The sequence below is a fragment of the Pseudomonas sp. M47T1 genome, from assembly GCF_000263855.1.
GTDB lineage: Bacteria > Pseudomonadota > Gammaproteobacteria > Pseudomonadales > Pseudomonadaceae > Aquipseudomonas.
On sequence record NZ_AJWX01000001.1, the window covers coordinates 266809 to 285262 of the forward strand.

Sequence of the window (18454 nt, forward strand, 5' to 3'; positions counted from 1 at the left end):
CTCATTGGGTAGGTGCTTCAAGCAGGCGCCCGGCGCGCTTGAGCGGTGGAGCCACTACGGCGTTGCGGTGGTTGACGATGGCCAGCGCCGCGAACAGGGCTGGAACCGACAACACGATAAAGATACTGGTGGTGCCCGGGAATGCGCCCAGCAGCAGGCCACCCATGGACGAGCTGATGATAGCGCCGCTACGGCCGATGCCATGCATCCAGCTGACGCCCGTGGCGCGCATTTCGGTGGGGTAGAAACTGGGCGAGAATGCCTGCAGCCCGGTCTGCGCACCGTTCACGCACATGCCGCTGACGAACACCAGCATGGCCAGCACGGTGGGGCCGAAACCGAAGACGCCCTCTGCCAGCAGGCAGCACATGCCCATGAGGTAGAACAGGCCGATGACCTTTTTGCGCGCCTGGAAGTGGTCCATCAGGCTGCCCACCAGCAGGCCGCCGAGGGTGCCGCCCAGCTGGAACAGACCGGCGGTTATTGCAGCCTTCTCCAGGCTCAGGCCACCGGCACGCATGATGGTGGGCAGCCAGCCGTTGAGCAGGTAGATCACGAACAGGCCCATGAAATATGTCAGCCAAAGCATCAGGGTGCCTTGGGCATAGCCTTTGGAGAATAGTTTGAATACCTGGGCTTTCCTGTCCAGCGCCGGCGACTTGAGCACGAAGCGCGTGCCCTCGGCAAAGGCACCTCCCATGCGGTGCAGAATCGCACCGATGCTGCCTTGGGCATGGTTGCGCACCACCATGTACAGCGTCGATTCCGGCAACAGCCACACCAGCAGCGGCAGCGCCAGCAACGGGCATACGCCACCTACCAGCAGCACGGCTTTCCAGCCGCCCAGCGGCAATAGGCCGGCGGCAATGAAACCACCTGCGCCGGAGCCAATATTGAAGCCGCAATACATCAGCGTGATCAGCAGGCCGCGTCGACGTTCGGGCATGTACTCCGACACCAGCGTCACGCAGTTGGGCATTACAGCGCCCAGGCCCAGGCCGGTGAGGAAGCGCAGCAGGGCCATTTCATACGGGTTGCGGGCGAAGGTGCAGAGAACGCTGAACAACCCGAAGCTGGCAATGGACACCAGCAGCACGCGCTTGCGGCCCAGGCGGTCGGAATAGGGGCCGGCCACCAGCGCACCCAGGGCCACGCCGAACATGGCTGCGCCCAGGATCAGGCCCATCTGCGCCGGGGCCAGACCCCAGTCCTGGGACAGGGCGGGGGCGATGAAGCCCATCACCGCCGCGTCGTAACCGTCGAACAGGATAATCAGCGAGCACAGTGCAAGCACCAGCCACTGGTAGGGGGAAATGGCTCGGGAGTCGATCCACGCCTTGACGTCAACTGCGGGGCGGTTGTTCATCGGCCTACACTCTCTTTATTTTTATCGCGCCAAGACGCTGTAAAGAGACGGTACGACCAGATGCTGAAGGCGTCTGCCGCGAATCGGTTATGCGGGTATGTGTTTTGTTTATGTGCAGGCCGCTGCCAAGTGTGTGGCCCGCGGGTTGCGGGCCTTCACCAAGTGCGGGTCAGGCGCGGGACTGCTGGTACTGGGCCAGGGCAGGCAGCAGTTGCTTGTCGATGGCCTGGCGCACGGCCGGCAGAATCGTCGCGCTGCCGGTCAGCAACTGTTCCACCATCTTGCGCAGGGCCTTGGCCCGCGCCTCGCTCAAGCCCCGTACGGCACATTCGCAAGCCTGTTCGGCGCTGGCGCCGGCGGGCATGTCAAAGCCCAGGGCCTTGAGTTGGCCGAGCAGGTCATCCTGATCAATCAGATCCACGTGCATCATGAGTCGAGTCCTTTGGTGAGGGGCTTTTGCTCGATTCTGAAAGCGCGAGTGCGGCGCGACAAGGGGCGATTGTCGACATGGCTGCGGTGGGCATGAGCGTGTCGTTTTCGGCTAAATCATCAGCCGTATTGCGGGGCACACTGGCGTCGGCTTCCAGCGTGCAGGTTTGGTCACCTTCGTCACGTTGTACGCAGCACACTGCGCCCCGATCCGGATACGGCTGGATCGGGGCTTTTTTATTCAGGCTCAGAAGGGCCGTTGTTCATGCAGTGAGCGCGTCGCTCAGGTCCTTGAGATGCCGGTTGACGTAATCGCCCACCGACGTGTGCAACTGGTCGTTCCACTGCCAGAACTGAGCGGCAATCCGATATTCGCTAAATGATAACTGCAGCGCTGGCGGCGAGCCGCTCTCGCCTGCCGGGCACGCCAGGGTCATGACGCTGGCCTGGCGAGTGGAGCTGGCGACGACCAATGAGAATGTACCCGCTGGTTTTGCCGTCAACACCGCGGGGAGGCCCGGTAGCCGGGCCACTTTCTCGAACAACCTGCCGGCCACGAGAGCCTGTTGCGCCGGTAGCCGCTGCTTGGCGAAAGCTGACAGCAGCGCTATGGCATCTACAGGTTCGTCGGCATTGCCTGGCTTGTCGAGAAAGCTCTGCCGCTGGGTCGCCCATTCAAGGCTTTGCAGCGCGCTTTCCTGAAAGTGTGCCCAAGGCCTGGAAGGCGATCGAGCGTGCTGCTGGTCAGCACGTACTTGCGCGAATACCAGGGCCTGTATCAAGGGCAATTGCTGTTCGCGAGGTAATGCATACATCAGCCCCGACGCCCTGGAACAGATGAAGCCTTTCGGTAGATTGATGTTCATGGTGCCCCCGAAAAAACATGAAGATGTACCGGTTTTTATTCAGTCTCTTCATCCGGTAATTTGATCGAGGCGAATTGATTCTTGGCGTTCTTTTTCAGCCAGCGGACGACTTCGGTGCGCATTTCGTCATCATAATCCTCACGAATGAACAGTGTTCTTTGTGCGCTGCCAAATATGTTGATCCTGGATTTGTTCCAGGAAACAAACAGTACCTTGCCTCTGTTGAGTGTGCTTTTGTAATAAGAACAGGACAGTAGTACCACGCAGCTGCCATTGGTGCGCTGGGCCGCGGGCATCATTTGAAAATTTGCCCCTGTCTTGCTTGAGCTCTGCTTTTCAAACAGGCCCAGCGCCTGCTGGTCATCCTTGATGGAGGCCAGGGCATCCTTGATACTGGCAACCAGAATTTTGCCGGCCGAACCGGCACCCAACGCAGCGCCGCCCAGCAGTCTGAGCGCGGTCGCGTCGACCTTGACAGACGTGTCGCTGGTGCCCAGTTCTTCAAAGCCGTAGCTTTGCAGCCCCAGGCCGAGTATCGACATCACCCGGGTGTACTCGGCGTACCAGGCGCGCATGTCGGTTTCTTTGCCGCACTTGCGGTTTGCGCAGGCCTCGGCGTAGCGGCCCATATTGTTCAGGTCGCGTTCGTTGGCCAGCGATAGTTCACCCTCAAAGGTGTTGATGGCATTGCCGGCTACCACCCCACGCCTTTCGCTTTCGTTGGGCAAGTAGTTTTCTTCACTTTCGGGGATGATCGCCCTGGTACCGAAACCGGAAGACGCTGTGTCCGGCAACGACAGCTTTTCGAATTCGGACAGTCGGCGAGTAATGGAGGTTTCGTCGTTGATAAGCATCGTGAAGTCCTTTTTCAATGATTGAGCCCAGAAGACTTTTCTTCAGGTGACTTCACGATAAATAATGCTACGCGTCGCAACTACCGGGAAAAGTTCTCATCGGCCTGATGTGGCAGGTGCGAGTCCTATCGTCCTGCCACAATAAGGCGGGGTTGGCAGATGAGATTGTTGCTCACGGATACTGCCGAGCTGCATCACGGTGGCTTCATTGAAAGGGGCTGATTGTGGACCCCGAAGGTTCACGTGCAGGAGCATCTGCTCACTGGCCGCTGCGGTTATACCCTGTCCGCACACCAACAAGTCATGGTAGAGATGCAGCCGCTTTTGATCATGAGCAATAACCTGAGTGCGAACTTCAACGGCAGCGCCACGTTTCACCTCATGCAAGTAGTTGAGATGGCATTCCAGGGTAAACAGCGATTGCTGGTCGCGCTGCGGGTCAATGCCGATGCGCGTCATGAACGCATCGGTGGCATAGCTGAAGATCAACAGGTAAAAGGCATCACGCAGATGCCCGTTGTAGTCCACCCACTCCTCCAGCACCGTGGTTTGGTAGGTGATCATTCACTGAACTCCATGCCATGTTTTGCCTTGGTGGCCCGCACCGCTTCAAGTACGGCCAACAGGCAGTCGTCGCGGTAACGTTCCAGCGCGCTGATGCTGTGCGTGCCCAGTTGCTCGCGGGTACCGTCGACCACGTCATCGATCAGTTTGTCGGTCAATTGCGGCGCTGGCAGGTAGGTCCAGGGCAGTTTCAGCGCCGGGCCGAACTGGCTCATGAAGTGGCGCATGCCAGCATCGCCACCGGCCAGGGTGTAGGTCAGGAAGGTGCCCATGAATGACCAGCGCAGGCCGGCGCCGAAGCGGATGGCGTCGTCGATTTCGCCGGTGGTGGCCACGCCGTCGTTCACCAGGTGCAACGCCTCGCGCCACAAGGCTTCAAGCAAGCGGTCGGCGATGAACCCCGGGACTTCCTTGCGCACGTGCAGGGGGCGCATGCCCAGTGATTCGTAGACCTTGATGGCTGCCTGCACGGCCTCGGGAGCCGTCTGGCGGCCGCCCACCACTTCCACCAGTGGCAGCAGGTAGACCGGGTTGAAAGGGTGGCCCACCACGCACCGTTCGGGGTGGGTAGCGCCTTCGTAGAATTCGCTGGGTAGCAGGCCCGATGTGCTGGAGCCGATCAGGGCGTCGGGCTTGGCGGCTGCGCTGATCCGGGCGTGCAGGTCGAGTTTGAGGTCCAGGCGTTCGGGGGCGCTTTCCTGGATAAAGTCGGCGTGGCGCACGCAGGCTTCAATGGTGTCGACAAATTGCAGCCGCTCTTGCGAAGCGCCAGGTGCCAGGCCCTTTTCCACCAGTGCTGGCCAGGCGTTGGCCACGCGCCTGCGCAAGGCCGCCTCGGCACCGGGTGCCGGGTCCCAGGCCACCACGTCCAGGCCATGGGCCAGGGCGCGGGCTACCCAGCCGCTGCCAATGACACCGCTGCCCAGTGCGGCGAAGGTCTTGATTTCGGTAATGAAGGTCATGGCGGTTCCTTATGCGCGGCGGGTCAGGTTCATTTTGGCGCGGCCTTCGGCCGGGCTCAGGATGCGAGCACCCAGGCGAATAAGGATTTCGCTTACGCGCTCCACCAGTTGGCCGTTGCTGGCCAGCACGCCTTTCTCCAGCCACAGGTTGTCTTCCAGGCCCACCCGCACGTTGCCGCCCAGCAGTACCGCTTGCGCAGCCATGGGCATCTGCATGCGGCCGATGCCGAAACCGGCCCACACCGCGTCAGTTGGCAGGTTGTCGACCATGGCTTTCATGGTGGTGGTGTCAGCCGGCGCGCCCCACGGGATGCCCAGGCACAGCTGGAACAGCGGGTCGTGCAGCAGGCCTTCCTTGATCATTTGCTTGGCGAACCACAGGTGGCCGGTGTCGAAAATCTCCAGTTCGGCCTTCACGCCCAGCTCGGTGATGCGCTTGGCGCCTGCGCGCAATTGCGCCGGGGTGGAAACGTAGATGGTGTCGCCATCGCCAAAGTTGAGCGTGCCGCAATCCAGGGTGCAGATTTCCGGCAGCAACTCTTCAACGTGGGCCAGACGGGTGAGCGGGCCGACCAGGTCGGTGTTTGGGCCGAATTCCATGGGCGATTCGCCGGGGCCGATTTCCAGGTCGCCGCCCATGCCGGCGGTGAGGTTGACGATGATGTCGACGTCGGCCTCACGGATGCGCTCCATCACTTCGCGGTACAGCGCCACGTCGCGGCTGAACTGGCCGGTGTGCGGGTCGCGTACGTGGCAGTGAACCACGGTGGCCCCGGCCTTGGCGGCTTCCACGGCGGCTGCGGCGATCTGCTTGGGGGTGATGGGTACCAGGTGGCTCTTGCCGGTGGTGTCGCCGGCGCCCGTGAGGGCGCAGGTGATGATGACGTCGTGGTTCATGGTTTCTCCTTTATTCCGGGCGCACGCATCCATCGCCTGTGGGAGCGGGCCCTGCCCGCGAAGCGAACACCGCGTTGTTTCAGGTACTGCGCGTTGTTCTTTTCGCGGGCAGAGCCCGCTCCCACGGGGAATGATGAGGATGCGGTCAGGGATTGGTGGTCAGTTGCAGGTTCTGTTCGGCCGGCTTGCCATCGAAGGTGGTGACGCCGCTCAGCCAGCGCTTCTGGTCTTCAGGGTGGGCCTTGAGCCAGGCCTTGGCCGACTCCAGGGCGTCCTTGTGGTCCAGCAGTGGCTGCATCATGCGGCTCTCGTCTTCGGCGCTGAAGGTCAGGTTGGTCAGCAGTTTGTCCACGTTGGGACAGCGGCTGGCGTAGTCCGGTGCGGTCACGGTCCATACGGTAGCCTTGCCCTCGTTAGGGCCCAGCGCGTCCTGGCTGCCGGTGAGGTAGGTCATCTTCAGGTTGACGTTCATCGGGTGCGGCGCCCAGCCGAAAAACACGATGGCTTCGTTGCGCTGAGTGGCACGGCTGACGGCCGAGAGCATGGCGGCCTCGCTGGACTCCACCAGCTGGAAATCGCCCAGGCCGAACTGGTTCTTGGCGATCATGTCCTTGATCTGCTTGTTGGCGCCCGAACCGGGTTCGATGCCATAGATCTTGCCGCCCAGCGCTTGCTTGAACTTGGCGATGTCGCTGAACGACTTCAGGCCCTTGTCTGCCAGGTAAGTCGGCACGGCCAATGTGGCGCGGGCGTCCTTGAGGCTGGGCTCGGCCAGCACTTTCACCTGGTTCTGCTGCACGAACGGGGTGATGGTCTGGGTCATCAGTGGGTTCCAGTAGCCCAGGAACAGGTCCAGGCGCTGGTCGCGGATGCCGGCGAAGATGATTTGCTGGGAGGCGCTGGTCTGCTTGGTGTCGTAGCCCAGGCCGTCGAGCAGTACCTGGGTCATGGCGCTGGTGGCCATCACGTCGGTCCAGTTGACCACGCCCAGGCGCACGTTCTTGCAGCTTTCAGGCTCGGCGGCCTGCACGGTCGACAGCATCGCGGTACCGGTGAGCATCAGCAGACAGCAGCTGATCAGTCTTTTCATGATGGCTCCTCTCGCGGCAGTTTCTAGTTATTGGGGGAGGGTGTCTGCGCACCCTGGACAACAAAGTAGCCTGTCGCGCCCGCAGAAATTCGCACTGCGGCGACCAGCACTTGCACAGCGGCGACCTGCGGCGTATTAACGAGGCTTCATTGCACGAGAGCGGCCATGTCCCAGGACTTCTACTTCCTCCTGCTGCCGGGTTTTTCCGCCATTGGTTTCATCTCGGCGGTCGAGCCCCTGCGTGTCGCCAACCGCTTCCGTGGCGAGTTGTATCGCTGGCATGTATTGAGCCTGGACGGCGGTCCGGTACTTGCCAGTAACGGCATGTCGGTGAACGCCGATGCCGCGCTGGAAGCGCTGGGGCCGGGCGCGACGCTGTTGATTGTTGCCGGTTTCGAACCGCTCAAGGCCGTGACGCCCGCCTTGCAGCAATGGCTGCGGCGGCTGGACCACCATGGCGTGACCCTGGGCGGCATCGACACTGGCGCTTTTGTGCTTGCCCAGGCTGGGTTGCTGGACGGCTACCGGGCCACGCTGCACTGGGAAGCGCTGGAGGCATTCAAGGAAACCTATCCACAGCTGGAGGCCACCCAGGAGCTGTTCGAGATCGACCGGCGGCGCATCACCTCGGCGGGCGGCACTGCATCCATCGACCTGATGCTCGACCTGATTGCCCAGGCCCACGGCAGCGGCCTGGCCATCGAGGTGTCCGAGCAATTCGTGGTGGGCCGTATTCGCCCGCGCAAAGACCACCAGCGCATGCAGATCGCTTCGCGCTTTGGCGTCAGCAACAGGAAACTGGTGCAGGTGATAGGGGAAATGGAGCAGCACATGGAACCGCCCTTGAGCACCCTGGATCTGGCCGCAGGCATCGGCGTCACCCGCCGGCAGCTGGAACGGCTGTTCAAGTTGCACCTGAACGACACGCCCAGCGCGTTCTACCTGGGGTTGCGGCTGGAGAAGGCGCGGCAACTGCTGCGCCAAACCGGCATGAGCGTGCTGGACGTCAGCCTTGCCTGCGGGTTCGAGTCGGCGTCGTATTTCACCCGCAGCTACCGTTCAAGGTTTGCCAGGTGCCCGCGTGAAGAACGGCGCAAGGAAACCCAGCCCACGTAGCCCACACCGCCGAAGGTCCTGTGGACCTTTTTCGCAGCTTTGCGGCAGCGTCTACGGGTTATTTGCCCGTTTTGAGCAACAGCGCGCAGGCGGCCTTGTAGGCGTCGTGCTGATATTTATTCAGCGAGGCGGGCAGTTCGACGTTGTGCTTCTTGGCCTGGGCGTTGATGGTCTGCGGCGACACCAGTTGCACGTCGCAGCCTTCCAGCAGTTGAAGCATGCCTTCGATCTTGAACGTGATCGGCCCACCGGCGAACTCGCCTTTTTTGCTGCGCTTCTTGATCGCCAGGTGGGTAATGCCGTTGGCGCTGACGAACTCGGCCAGCTGGCGGGCGAAGGCTTTTACCTGCGCAGCATCCTCATCATCCTCCAGCGCCAGTTTCTTCAGTGGCAGGGCCTGGTGCTCAAGCACGCCGTTGTCGTGGCTGGCCAGGGCGAAGATGGCTTCGCTGGCCTTGATGTCGATACCGCAGATTTTCATGGGATGCCTTGCTGGAAAAGGGGCTTATTGCTCGGGAACGTCGCCTTCGTCACCCGGGTTGGCCAGGGTCTGCAGGTACTCCGACCGTTCGTCGCTCTTCTGGGCGATGCAGTCATCCTGGGCTGTGGTAAATTCCGGGGTGCCGGGTTTAGCCTCGAAGGTCTCGATGGTGCAGTCGCTGTCGCGGGTTTTTTCCCACTGGGCCTGGGCGGCGGTGATTAGGTCCTTCATCTTGGCCTGTTTGGCCGGTTCGCCGCTGAAGTTGCTCTTGGCGCGGTCTAGCAGGTCCTTGTACGCGTCCTTGAGCTCGCTTTCGGCGGTTTTCTTGTTGTACGCCGAGCAGGCCAGGCTGGCCTTGCTGTCGTCAACGTTGTCGCAGGGGGTAGGGCCGTCTTCTGCCGCGTGGGCGCCAAGGGAAGCCAGAGCCAGTACCAGTAACCAAGATTTCATGTGCGAGATCCCCGCCGAGAGTGCAGAACAGATGGCGGGGATTTTGGCTTACGGCGTGGCTAATGAATAGGGGGCTATGTGTGAAAGACTGACGCCTGGCGTTCAGATACGTATTTCTTCAAATAGCAGCCGCCCCAGCGTCTGGGTTTCCTCGCGGATGACCGGTAGCACTCGCTCCAGGGACTCGAGATCGATGGCCACAGTGCACGCTGTGCCAAAGTTATCGAAATCGCGTCGCCATTCGGCCGGGGGACGACCATTCCCGTGCAGCATTTGAGCCGTGTAATGGGTGAAAAACAGGCCTACGCATAACCTGTCGTCATGGCTTCTGAATACCGGCACCGATTGAAAGGAAAATACCTCCAATTGAGTTGAACTCGCCCTCTTCAGTAACTCGCTGGCTTTTGGAGAACCCGCCTGCCCTTTCATGCTTCGCTCGATCAGCGGCACCATCTGCGCAAACTTGAGTTGCCTGGCCAGGCAGCTTGTGACTGTCGGTATTGTGGGGTTCGGTACCCTGAATCGAGGCGCGCTGCCTCGTCCCTGAAGGCTCCAGCCAAAATCCAGAAACGCGTGTATCCACACTGCGCGGGCTTCGTCGCTTAAAGGATTCAGGTGCTGTGTCTGAATGCGGAGTTGGGCTAGACGGCAAAATTGCGAGAAGGCATCCAGATGGTTGTTCTGCACCCCGGCCTCAACCTGGATCAGGGCTTGATCGGCAATCAGCGCGCCATCGCGCGAGGTGAGGTTGGGGAGCGCCGCTTTCGATTTTTCGAACCGGGCTACGTGGGGCTTTAGTGCTGCGACGGCTATTTTCAGTTTTGCGCGAATTGCATCCGGGTCTATGGAGAGCATGCTCGACTTCCTTTATGTTCTGGGCCTTGGCAGGCGACTGATGTTGAGTGGATCCTAATCTGCGGCCAGGTCTGTCATCAGAATGTAAGCCTTCTCCTCCATCGATCAGGCCTTTGACGCTTTCAGCGATTCCCCTGTCGTTTTTGCATCCGGACGCTTTGCCGCGCAGGCATATGCTGGCCCCAAAGCGCCGGCAGACGATTCGGCGCGTGATTAGCCAAAGGGGACAGCCTGATGAGCCCAGCCGAATTGCACGCCGACAGCATCGTTATCGATGGATTGATCATCGCCAAATGGAACCGCGAGCTGTTCGAGGACATGCGCAAAGGCGGCCTGACCATGGCCAACTGCACCGTTTCGGTGTGGGAAGGCTTCCAGGCCACCATCGACAGCATCTGCAAAAGCCAGAAACTGATGCGCGAGAACAGCGACCTGGTGATGCCGGTGCGCAGCACCGCCGACATTCGCAAGGCGAAAGAGCTGGGCAAGACCGGCATCCTGTTTGGCTTCCAGAACGCCCATGCCTACGAAGACCAGATCGGCTATGTGGAAGTGTTCAAGCAACTGGGCGTGGGCATCGTGCAGATGTGCTACAACACCCAGAACCTGGTGGGCACCGGCTGCTACGAGCGTGACGGCGGCCTGTCGGGCTTCGGCCGTGAGATCGTCGCCGAAATGAACCGTGTGGGCGTGATGTGCGACTTGTCCCACGTAGGCTCCAAAACCTCTGAAGAAGTCATTCTCGAATCCAAGAAGCCGGTGTGCTACTCCCACTGCCTGCCGTCCGGGCTCAAGGAGCACCCGCGCAACAAGTCCGATGAAGAACTGAAGTTCATCGCCGACCACGGCGGTTTCGTCGGCGTGACCATGTTCGCGCCGTTCCTGGCCAAGGGCATCGAGTCCACCATCGACGACTACGCCGAAGCCATTGAATACACCATGAACATCGTCGGCGAAGACTCCATCGGCATCGGCACCGACTTCACCCAGGGCCATGGCCAGGACTTCTTCGAATACCTGACCCACGACAAGGGCTATGCGCGTCGCCTCACCAACTTCGGCAAGATCATCAACCCGCTGGGTATCCGTACCGTGGGCGAGTTCCCGAACCTGACCGAGACGCTGCTCAAGCGCGGCCACAGCGAGCGCGTGGTGCGCAAGATCATGGGCGAAAACTGGGTCAACGTCCTCAAGGACGTTTGGGGCGAATAAGCCGCCACTCTGATTGTCTTCCCCCGGACGCCTGCGCCGGGGGCACTTCCCGCATTTTCTGGAGTTAAGTTTCCATGGCCAAGATCGCCCCGCAATTGCCTATCGAAGTCGACAGCGAAACCGGTGTCTGGACCTCCGACGCCTTGCCAATGCTGTACGTGCCGCGTCATTTCTTCGTTAACAACCACATGGGCATCGAGGATGTGCTGGGCGCCGACGCCTACGCCGAAATCCTCTACAAGGCCGGCTATAAGTCCGCCTGGCACTGGTGCGAGAAGGAAGCCGAATGCCATGGCATCGAAGGCGTGGCGGTATTCGAGCACTACATGAATCGTCTGTCCCAGCGCGGCTGGGGTCTGTTCAAGATCCAGGACATAGACCTGGAGAAGGGCACGGCCAGCGTGAAACTTGAGCACTCCTGCTTTGTGTACGTGTACGGCAAGGTTGGCCGCAAGGTGGACTACATGTTCACCGGCTGGTTCGCCGGCGCCATGGACCAGATCCTGGCTGCCCGTGGCAGCAAAGTCCGCACCGTGGCCGAACAGGTCTACAGCGGCTCGCAAGAAGGCCACGAAGATGGCCTGTTTACCGTCAAGCCGTTGTAAGTCGAGGAAACCGTCATGGCTTTCGAAGCGATGTTCCAGCCGATCCAGATCGGCAAGTTGACGATCCGCAACCGCGTGCTCAGCACCGCGCACGCCGAGGTCTACGCCACTGATGGCGGCATGACCACCGATCGCTATGTCAAATACTACGAAGAGAAAGCCAAGGGCGGTATCGGCCTGGCGATCTGCGGCGGCTCGTCCAGCGTGGCCATCGACAGCCCCCAGGGCTGGTGGAAATCGGTGAACCTGGCCACCGACAAGATCATCCCGCACTTCCAGAACCTGGCCGACGCCATGCACAAGCATGGCGCCAAGATCATGATCCAGATTACCCACATGGGCCGTCGGTCGCGTTGGGATGGCGAGCACTGGCCCACCCTGATGTCGCCGTCGGGCATCCGCGAGCCGGTGCACCGCGCCACCTGCAAGACCATCGAGCCCGAAGAAATCTGGCGCGTGATCGGCAACTACGCCAGCGCTGCGGCGCGGGCCAAGGCCGGTGGCCTGGACGGCGTGGAACTGTCGGCGGTGCACCAGCACATGATCGACCAATTCTGGAGCCCGCGGGTCAACAAACGTACCGACGAGTGGGGCGGCAGCTTTGAGAACCGCATGCGCTTCGGCTTGGAAGTGATCAAGGCTGTGCGCAAGGAAGTGGGCCCCGATTTCTGTGTGGGCCTGCGCATCTGTGGCGACGAATTCCACCCCGACGGCCTCAGCCACGAGGACATGAAGCAGATCGCCAAGTATTACGACGACACCGGCATGATCGATTTCATCGGCGTGGTGGGCTCGGGTTGCGACACCCACAACACCCTGGCCAACGTTATCCCCAACATGAGTTATCCACCGGAGCCATTCCTGCATCTGGCCGCCGGTATCAAGGAAGTAGTGAAGGCGCCGGTACTGCACGCGCAAAACATCAAGGACCCCAACCAAGCCACGCGCATTCTCGAAGGCGGTTACGTGGACATGGTCGGCATGACCCGCGCGCACATTGCCGACCCGCACCTGATCGCCAAGATCAAGATGGGCCAGATAGACCAGATCAAGCAGTGCGTGGGCGCCAACTATTGCATCGACCGCCAGTACCAGGGCCTGGACGTGCTGTGCATCCAGAACGCTGCCACCTCCCGTGAATACATGGGCGTGCCGCACATCATCGAGAAGTCCACCGGGCCGAAACGCAAGGTGGTGATCGTCGGTGCCGGCCCGGCGGGCATGGAAGCGGCGCGGGTGTCGGCCGAGCGTGGCCATGACGTGACGCTGTTCGAGAAAAAAGACTTCATTGGCGGGCAGATCACCACGGCGTCCAAGGCGCCGCAACGTGACCAGATCGCCGGCATCACCCGCTGGTTCCAGCTGGAACTGGCACGCCTGAAGGTTGACCTGCGCCTGGGCACCGCCGCCGACGCGGCGACCATTCGCGACCTGCGCCCCGATGTGGTGGTGCTGGCGGTGGGCGGTCATCCATTCCTGGAGCAGAACGAGCATTGGGGGGCCGAGGAAGGCCTGGTGGTCAGCAGCTGGGATGTATTGGATGGCAAGGTAGCGCCGGGCAAGAACGTGCTGGTGTACGACACCATTTGCGAGTTCACCGGCATGTCGGTGGCCGACTTCCTGGCCGACAAGGGCGCGCAGGTGGAGATCGTCACCGACGACATCAAGCCGGGCGTGGCCATTGGCGGTACGTCGTTCCCCACCTACTACCGCAGCATGTACCCCAAGGAAGTGATCATGACCGGCGACTTGATGCTGGAAAAGGTCTACCGCGAGGGCGACAAGCTGGTGGCGGTGCTGGAAAACGAATACACCGGCGCCAAGGAAGAGCGCGTAGTGGACCAGATCGTCGTGGAAAACGGCGTGCGGCCGGATGAAAAGCTGTATTACGAGCTCAAGCAGGAGTCGCGCAACAAGGGCCAGATGGACATCGAAGCCTTGTTCGCCATCCAGCCGCAGCCTTCGTTGAGACAGGCGGGCGACGGTTATCTGCTGTTCCGCATTGGCGACTGCGTGGCCCAGCGCAACACCCATGCGGCGATCTATGACGCTTTGCGCCTGTGCAAGGATTTCTGACCCAGGGCGACGCTTGAATTCCTGTGGGAATGGATTGTGTGGGAGCGGGCTCTGCCCGCGAAGCAGACACCGCGGTGCCTCGTTCGCGGGCAGAGCCCGCTCCCACAGGGTCTGCGTTGGCATCCCTTTATTTGAGACCTCGGGGTCTTTAGGGGCTTCACCATGTTGAACACTATCCTCCCCATCCTGCTGTTCGCCGCCCTGGCGCTCGGTGTGCTCGGCGCCTTGCGCCGGGTGCGTATGTGGCGCCAGGGCCGCCCGGCCGCTGTGGACCTGCTCGGCGGCCTGCTGGCGATGCCGCGGCGCTACATGGTGGACCTGCACCACGTGGTGGCTCGCGACACATACATTGCCAATACCCACGTGGCCACGGCCGGTGGCGCAGTGCTGTCCATCGTCCTTGCGATTCTGGTGCACGGTTTCGGCCTGCATAACCGTATCCTCGGTTACGCACTGCTGCTGGCCACCGTGATCATGTTCTTCGGCGCCGTGTTCGTTTTCAAACGCCGGCTCAACCCACCTGCGCGCCTGTCGAAAGGCCCGTGGATGCGCCTGCCGAAAAGCCTGCTGGCGTTCTCGGCCAGCTTCTTCCTGCTGACCCTGCCCGTGGCCGGCATCCTGCCTGCCGATTTCGGCGGCTGGGTGTTGGCGGCGATCCTGGCGGTGGGCGTGCTGTGGGGCGTGTCGGAACTGTTCTTCGGCATGACCTGGGGCGGCCCCATGAAGCACGCCTTCGCCGGTGCCCTGCATTTGGCCTGGCACCGCCGCGCCGAGCGCTTTGGCGGTGGCCGCTCCACTGGCCTCAAGCCGCTGAACCTGGCCGACCCCGCCGCGCCACTGGGCGTGGAAAAACCCAAGGACTTCACCTGGAACCAGTTGCTGGGATTCGACGCTTGCGTGCAGTGCGGCAAATGCGAGGCCGCGTGCCCGGCGTTCGCCGCTGGCCAGCCGCTGAACCCCAAGAAGCTGATTCAGGACATGGTGGTGGGCCTGGCCGGTGGCACTGACGCCACGTTTGCCGGCAGTCCCTACCCGGGCAAGCCAGTAGGCGAACATGGCGGCAACCCGCATCAGCCCATCGTCAACGGCCTGGTGGACGCCGAAACCCTGTGGTCGTGCACCACCTGCCGCGCCTGCGTGGAAGAGTGCCCGATGATGATCGAGCACGTGGACGCCATCGTCGACATGCGCCGCCACCTCACCCTGGAAAAGGGCGCTACCCCCAACAAGGGCGCCGAGGTGCTGGACAACCTGATAGCCACTGACAACCCCGGCGGCTTCAACCCTGGCGGCCGCATGAACTGGGCTGCGGACCTGAACCTCACCCTGATGAGCGAAAAGAAAACCACGCAAGTGCTGTTCTGGGTGGGTGACGGTGCCTTCGACATGCGCAACCAGCGCACCCTGCGCGCCTTCGTTAAAGTGCTGCGCGCCGCCCAAGTCGACTTTGCCGTGCTGGGCCTGGAAGAGCGTGACAGCGGCGACGTGGCTCGCCGCCTGGGCGACGAAGCTACCTTCCAGTTGCTGGCCAAACGCAACATCCAGACCCTGAGCAAATACAGCTTCACGCGTATCGTCACCTGCGACCCGCACAGCTTCCACGTGCTGAAAAACGAATACGGCGCCTTTGACGGCAACTATCTGGTGCAGCACCACAGCACCTTCATGGCCGAGCTGGTCACTGGCGGCAAGCTCAACCTGGGACAACACAAGGGCGGTAGTGTTACCTATCACGACCCGTGCTACCTGGGCCGCTACAACGGCGAATACCAAGCGCCGCGCGATGTGCTCAAGGCGCTGGGGATCGAGGTGCGCGAAATGCAGCGCTCCGGCTTCCGTTCCCGCTGCTGCGGTGGCGGTGGCGGCGCGCCGATTACCGACATTCCCGGCAGACAGCGTATCCCCGACATGCGCATGGACGACATCCGCGAAACCCAGGCCGAGCTGGTGGCCGTGGGCTGCCCGCAATGCACGGCCATGCTGGAAGGCGTTGTCGAACCCCGCCCATTGATCAAGGACATCGCCGAACTGGTGGCTGATGCGCTGGTGGAAGAGGTAGTGGCGGCAAAGCCGGCACCGGTTAAACGTATCCCTGCACAGGTGCATTGATGAGCGACATTATCCGCCGCGACCCGCGGGCCGAATGGATCGCCCGCAACCGCCTGCATCCGCTGCACGCGGCCATGCAGCCGGCCCAGACATCGTGGATGGGGCCTGCGGGCGTCATCCGCAAGAACCCCCATGCCATGGGCTTCATCGGCCCCAATGGGGTCAAGCGTATCGACCGCAGCGGCGCGCAACAGGGTGGTGCGAGCAAACGCTCGGCCGTCGTGGAAGTGCTGTTGCCCCTGCATCGGGTCGCAGATCCGGCGTTCTACATTGCGGTGGTGCCCGACATGGTCGGTGGTCGCCTGAGCAGCCACGACCGCGACCTGCTGGGCCTGGCCCATCAGTTGGCCGGCAAGGACGGTGCGGTGCTGGCCATCGTGTTTGGCGAACACAAGGAAAGCGGGTTTTCCACCGCCGGTGTCGACCGCCTGCTGGAAATCGTTGGCAGTGAATATGACGGTTATGCACCAGAGCAACGGATCCAGGGCCTGCGGGCTGTGGATAACCAATTCAGCCCGCGCCACTGGTTGCTGCCCGACAGCCGCAGCGGTGGCGGCGAACTGGGCCGGCGCCTGGGCGCCAGCCTGGGCGAGCGCCCGGCCACGCGGGTATGGCAAATCAAGGACGACCAATGCGTGGGCCGCGCCGGCGCCGGCCAGCAGGACATCAGCCGGGCCCTGCCACGGCTGGTCCTGGCCGCTGCCGAATGCGCCGAGCCGGTGGATGAAACCCGCCATGAAGCCTTGCCCGTGCAGTTATCCACAAGCGTGGCTCGCAGCCTGTCGCGCATCGAAGACATGGGCGCGGTAGCGGTTGACCCCGCCGCCATCCCCATGGCTGAGGCCGAGTTCATCTTTTCCGGTGGCAACGGCGTCAAGGACTGGGAGCTGTTCCACCGCACCGCCGCCGCCCTGGGCGCCACCGAAGGCGCCTCGCGGGTGGCCGTGGACGATGGCTTCATGACCCGCGACCGCCAGGTAGGTGCCAGTGGCACCTGGGTGACCGCGCGCGTTTACGTGGCTGTGGGTATTTCCGGCGCCATCCAGCACCTGCAGGGCATCGGCGCCTGCGACAAGGTGATCGCCATCAACCTGGACCCCGGTTGCGACATGATCAAGCGGGCCGACCTGTCGGTGATCGGCGACAGCGCCGAACTGCTCAAGGCCCTGATCGACGCAGTTGCCGCCTACCGAAACGAAGCCAAGCGCGATGCCGCCTGAGGTGCACATGAACATGAAAGTCGTCAGCCTGGTCTCCATCGGCGCCCACCCCACCTCCGGCCGCAGCCGCCGCGCCGAGCAGGACTCGCGCGCGGTGGAACTGGGTTTGCAACTGGCTGGGGATAACTTGCAGGTGGTGCACGCCGGTGATGTGCACGAGCCGGCGCTGCGCGCCTACCTGGGCATGGGCCTGGCGCACATGGATGTGCTTGAACAACCTGCTGGCAGCGATGTGCTGCCTGCCTTGGCCAGCTACCTGCACGACGTTGGCGCGCAACTGGTGCTGGCCGGCACCCAGGCAGAAACTGGCGAAGGCTCGGGCATGCTGCCCTTCCTGCTGGCTGAAAAGCTGGGCTGGCCGCTGATTACCGGGCTGGCCGAAGTCGAGTCCGTGAACCAGGGCGTAGCCCAGGTATTGCAAGCCTTGCCACGCGGCCAGCGCCGCCGCCTCAAGGTGCGCCTGCCATTGCTGGCCACTGTGGATAACGCCGCGCCCAAGGCCCGGCAAAGCGCCTACGGCCCGGCCCAGCGCGGACAGTTCCAGGTGGACCAGGTGGAAATCGTCGAGGACGAGTTATTCACAGGCGCCGACCTGATCCCCGCCAAGCCACGGCCCAAGCGCTTGAAGGTGATCAAGGCCAAGAGCGGCGCGGATCGGATGAAGGCGGCAACGGCCAAGGCTAGTGGGGGAGGTGGGCAGGTGCTCAAGGGCGTTAGCGCCCAGGAGGGGGCCAAGGCAATTCTCAAGCTGCTGGTGGAGGAGGGTGTGGTCCGCTGACCCGTTACCCGCTGCTGCCAGGCCGCGCTGGCCGTATAACCCACCGTAGATCTCCATTGCACAGTAGGGCCAGCGCAGCCTTCGGCAGCGGCTACGGTCGCGTAGGCCATGGGATATGGCACTTGCCCACAATCGATGTGGGTGTCCATGTGGATAAGTTGTTTGTGCATGCCTGCAAGCCGCGCCCTGCAAGCCTTTCAGCACTATGATCAGAATTTGAACAGCTTAAGTACCTGTTTCCCCGATGAAAAATTCCGGAAGTTGCCCACAATCCTTGTTGGTGCCTCTGTGGATAATCTGTTCGCCTAACGCTACAGGCCACGGCCCGCAAGGCTTGGGTGGGTTTGCCTGTTTTTTGATCAAGTCTGCGTTTATTGGCGTGAAACGCTGATTTTCAAAGGCCTCCAGCGGTTTTCCACAGCCTGGTGCAAGTTGCGCACAAAGTCTGTTGGCGCTTCTGTGGATAAGGTGTTCGCGTTCAGCTACAGGCCACGCTGGCCGTGGCTTTCAGGGTGTTGGGTATT

At 62.0% G+C, this 18454-nt stretch carries 18 protein-coding genes; 7 read left to right on the plus strand and 11 right to left on the minus strand.

Annotated features, from left to right (window positions below; all coding sequences use genetic code 11):
* Position 1: 1 nt before the first annotated feature.
* The 8 genes from PMM47T1_RS01250 to choX form a co-directional block, all read right to left on the minus strand.
* Positions 2 to 1366 (minus strand): MFS transporter, encoded by a 1365-nt coding sequence (locus tag PMM47T1_RS01250; RefSeq protein ID WP_008365012.1) that lies wholly within the window; start codon positions 1364 to 1366, stop codon positions 2 to 4.
* A gap of 169 nt (positions 1367 to 1535) precedes the next feature.
* The gene (locus tag PMM47T1_RS01255) at positions 1536 to 1796 is read right to left on the minus strand and encodes a hypothetical protein (RefSeq protein WP_008365014.1); all 261 of its coding nucleotides are present in this window, start codon (positions 1794 to 1796) and stop codon (positions 1536 to 1538) included.
* A 262-nt stretch (positions 1797 to 2058) separates the two neighbouring features.
* Positions 2059 to 2577, minus strand: a complete 519-nt coding sequence (locus tag PMM47T1_RS01260; RefSeq protein WP_238536589.1) for a hypothetical protein — start codon at positions 2575 to 2577, stop codon at positions 2059 to 2061.
* Positions 2578 to 2696: 119 nt separating this feature from the next.
* The gene (locus PMM47T1_RS01265) at positions 2697 to 3515 is read right to left on the minus strand and encodes a hypothetical protein (RefSeq protein ID WP_008365017.1); all 819 of its coding nucleotides are present in this window, start codon (positions 3513 to 3515) and stop codon (positions 2697 to 2699) included.
* Between the two features lie 96 nt (positions 3516 to 3611).
* Positions 3612 to 4079 (minus strand): thioesterase family protein, encoded by a 468-nt coding sequence (locus tag PMM47T1_RS01270; protein WP_008365019.1) that lies wholly within the window; start codon positions 4077 to 4079, stop codon positions 3612 to 3614.
* On the minus strand, positions 4076 to 5041 hold the full coding sequence (locus tag PMM47T1_RS01275) for an L-carnitine dehydrogenase (RefSeq protein WP_008365021.1): 966 nt from the start codon (positions 5039 to 5041) through the stop codon (positions 4076 to 4078). The genes PMM47T1_RS01270 and PMM47T1_RS01275 overlap by 4 nt, the downstream gene beginning before the upstream one ends.
* A 9-nt stretch (positions 5042 to 5050) precedes the next feature.
* The gene (locus PMM47T1_RS01280) at positions 5051 to 5938 is read right to left on the minus strand and encodes a 3-keto-5-aminohexanoate cleavage protein (protein ID WP_008365023.1); all 888 of its coding nucleotides are present in this window, start codon (positions 5936 to 5938) and stop codon (positions 5051 to 5053) included.
* Positions 5939 to 6083: 145 nt separating this feature from the next.
* Positions 6084 to 7028 carry a choline ABC transporter substrate-binding protein gene (gene choX / locus PMM47T1_RS01285; RefSeq protein ID WP_008365025.1) on the minus strand — a complete coding sequence of 315 codons (945 nt, stop codon included), beginning with the start codon at positions 7026 to 7028 and terminating at the stop codon, positions 6084 to 6086.
* 165 nt (positions 7029 to 7193) lie between these two features.
* Here choX and PMM47T1_RS01290 point away from each other — a divergent pair, with 165 nt between their 5' ends.
* Positions 7194 to 8144 carry a GlxA family transcriptional regulator gene (locus PMM47T1_RS01290; RefSeq protein WP_008365027.1) on the plus strand — a complete coding sequence of 317 codons (951 nt, stop codon included), beginning with the start codon at positions 7194 to 7196 and terminating at the stop codon, positions 8142 to 8144.
* A gap of 58 nt (positions 8145 to 8202) precedes the next feature.
* Here the strand turns inward: PMM47T1_RS01290 and PMM47T1_RS01295 are convergent, their stop codons facing one another.
* The 3 genes from PMM47T1_RS01295 to PMM47T1_RS01305 all read right to left on the minus strand — a co-directional run bounded on the left by PMM47T1_RS01295 (position 8203) and on the right by PMM47T1_RS01305 (position 9930).
* A complete protein-coding gene (locus PMM47T1_RS01295) occupies positions 8203 to 8625 on the minus strand; it encodes a DUF3010 family protein (RefSeq protein WP_008365029.1) in 423 nt (140 codons plus the stop codon).
* 24 nt (positions 8626 to 8649) lie between these two features.
* Positions 8650 to 9075 (minus strand): lysozyme inhibitor LprI family protein, encoded by a 426-nt coding sequence (locus PMM47T1_RS01300; protein ID WP_008365031.1) that lies wholly within the window; start codon positions 9073 to 9075, stop codon positions 8650 to 8652.
* 102 nt (positions 9076 to 9177) lie between these two features.
* A complete protein-coding gene (locus PMM47T1_RS01305; RefSeq protein ID WP_008365032.1) occupies positions 9178 to 9930 on the minus strand; it encodes a hypothetical protein in 753 nt (250 codons plus the stop codon).
* Positions 9931 to 10164: 234 nt separating this feature from the next.
* Here PMM47T1_RS01305 and PMM47T1_RS01310 point away from each other — a divergent pair, with 234 nt between their 5' ends.
* From PMM47T1_RS01310 to etfB, 6 genes are all read left to right on the plus strand, one after another.
* Positions 10165 to 11142 carry a dipeptidase gene (locus tag PMM47T1_RS01310; protein WP_008365035.1) on the plus strand — a complete coding sequence of 326 codons (978 nt, stop codon included), beginning with the start codon at positions 10165 to 10167 and terminating at the stop codon, positions 11140 to 11142.
* A 74-nt stretch (positions 11143 to 11216) separates the two neighbouring features.
* Entirely contained in the window at positions 11217 to 11747 is a 531-nt protein-coding gene (locus PMM47T1_RS01315; RefSeq protein ID WP_008365037.1) for a DUF5943 domain-containing protein, read from the plus strand.
* A 15-nt stretch (positions 11748 to 11762) separates the two neighbouring features.
* A complete protein-coding gene (dgcA, locus tag PMM47T1_RS01320) occupies positions 11763 to 13823 on the plus strand; it encodes a dimethylglycine demethylation protein DgcA (RefSeq protein ID WP_008365039.1) in 2061 nt (686 codons plus the stop codon).
* 162 nt (positions 13824 to 13985) lie between these two features.
* Complete coding sequence (gene dgcB / locus PMM47T1_RS01325; protein WP_008365041.1) at positions 13986 to 15932, plus strand: dimethylglycine demethylation protein DgcB; 1947 nt, start codon at positions 13986 to 13988, stop codon at positions 15930 to 15932.
* Complete coding sequence (gene etfA / locus PMM47T1_RS01330) at positions 15932 to 17152, plus strand: electron transfer flavoprotein subunit alpha (RefSeq protein ID WP_008365044.1); 1221 nt, start codon at positions 15932 to 15934, stop codon at positions 17150 to 17152. The genes dgcB and etfA overlap by 1 nt, the downstream gene beginning before the upstream one ends.
* 7 nt (positions 17153 to 17159) lie before the next feature.
* A complete protein-coding gene (gene etfB / locus PMM47T1_RS01335) occupies positions 17160 to 17930 on the plus strand; it encodes an electron transfer flavoprotein subunit beta (RefSeq protein WP_008365045.1) in 771 nt (256 codons plus the stop codon).
* The last annotated feature ends 524 nt before the right edge of the window (positions 17931 to 18454 follow it).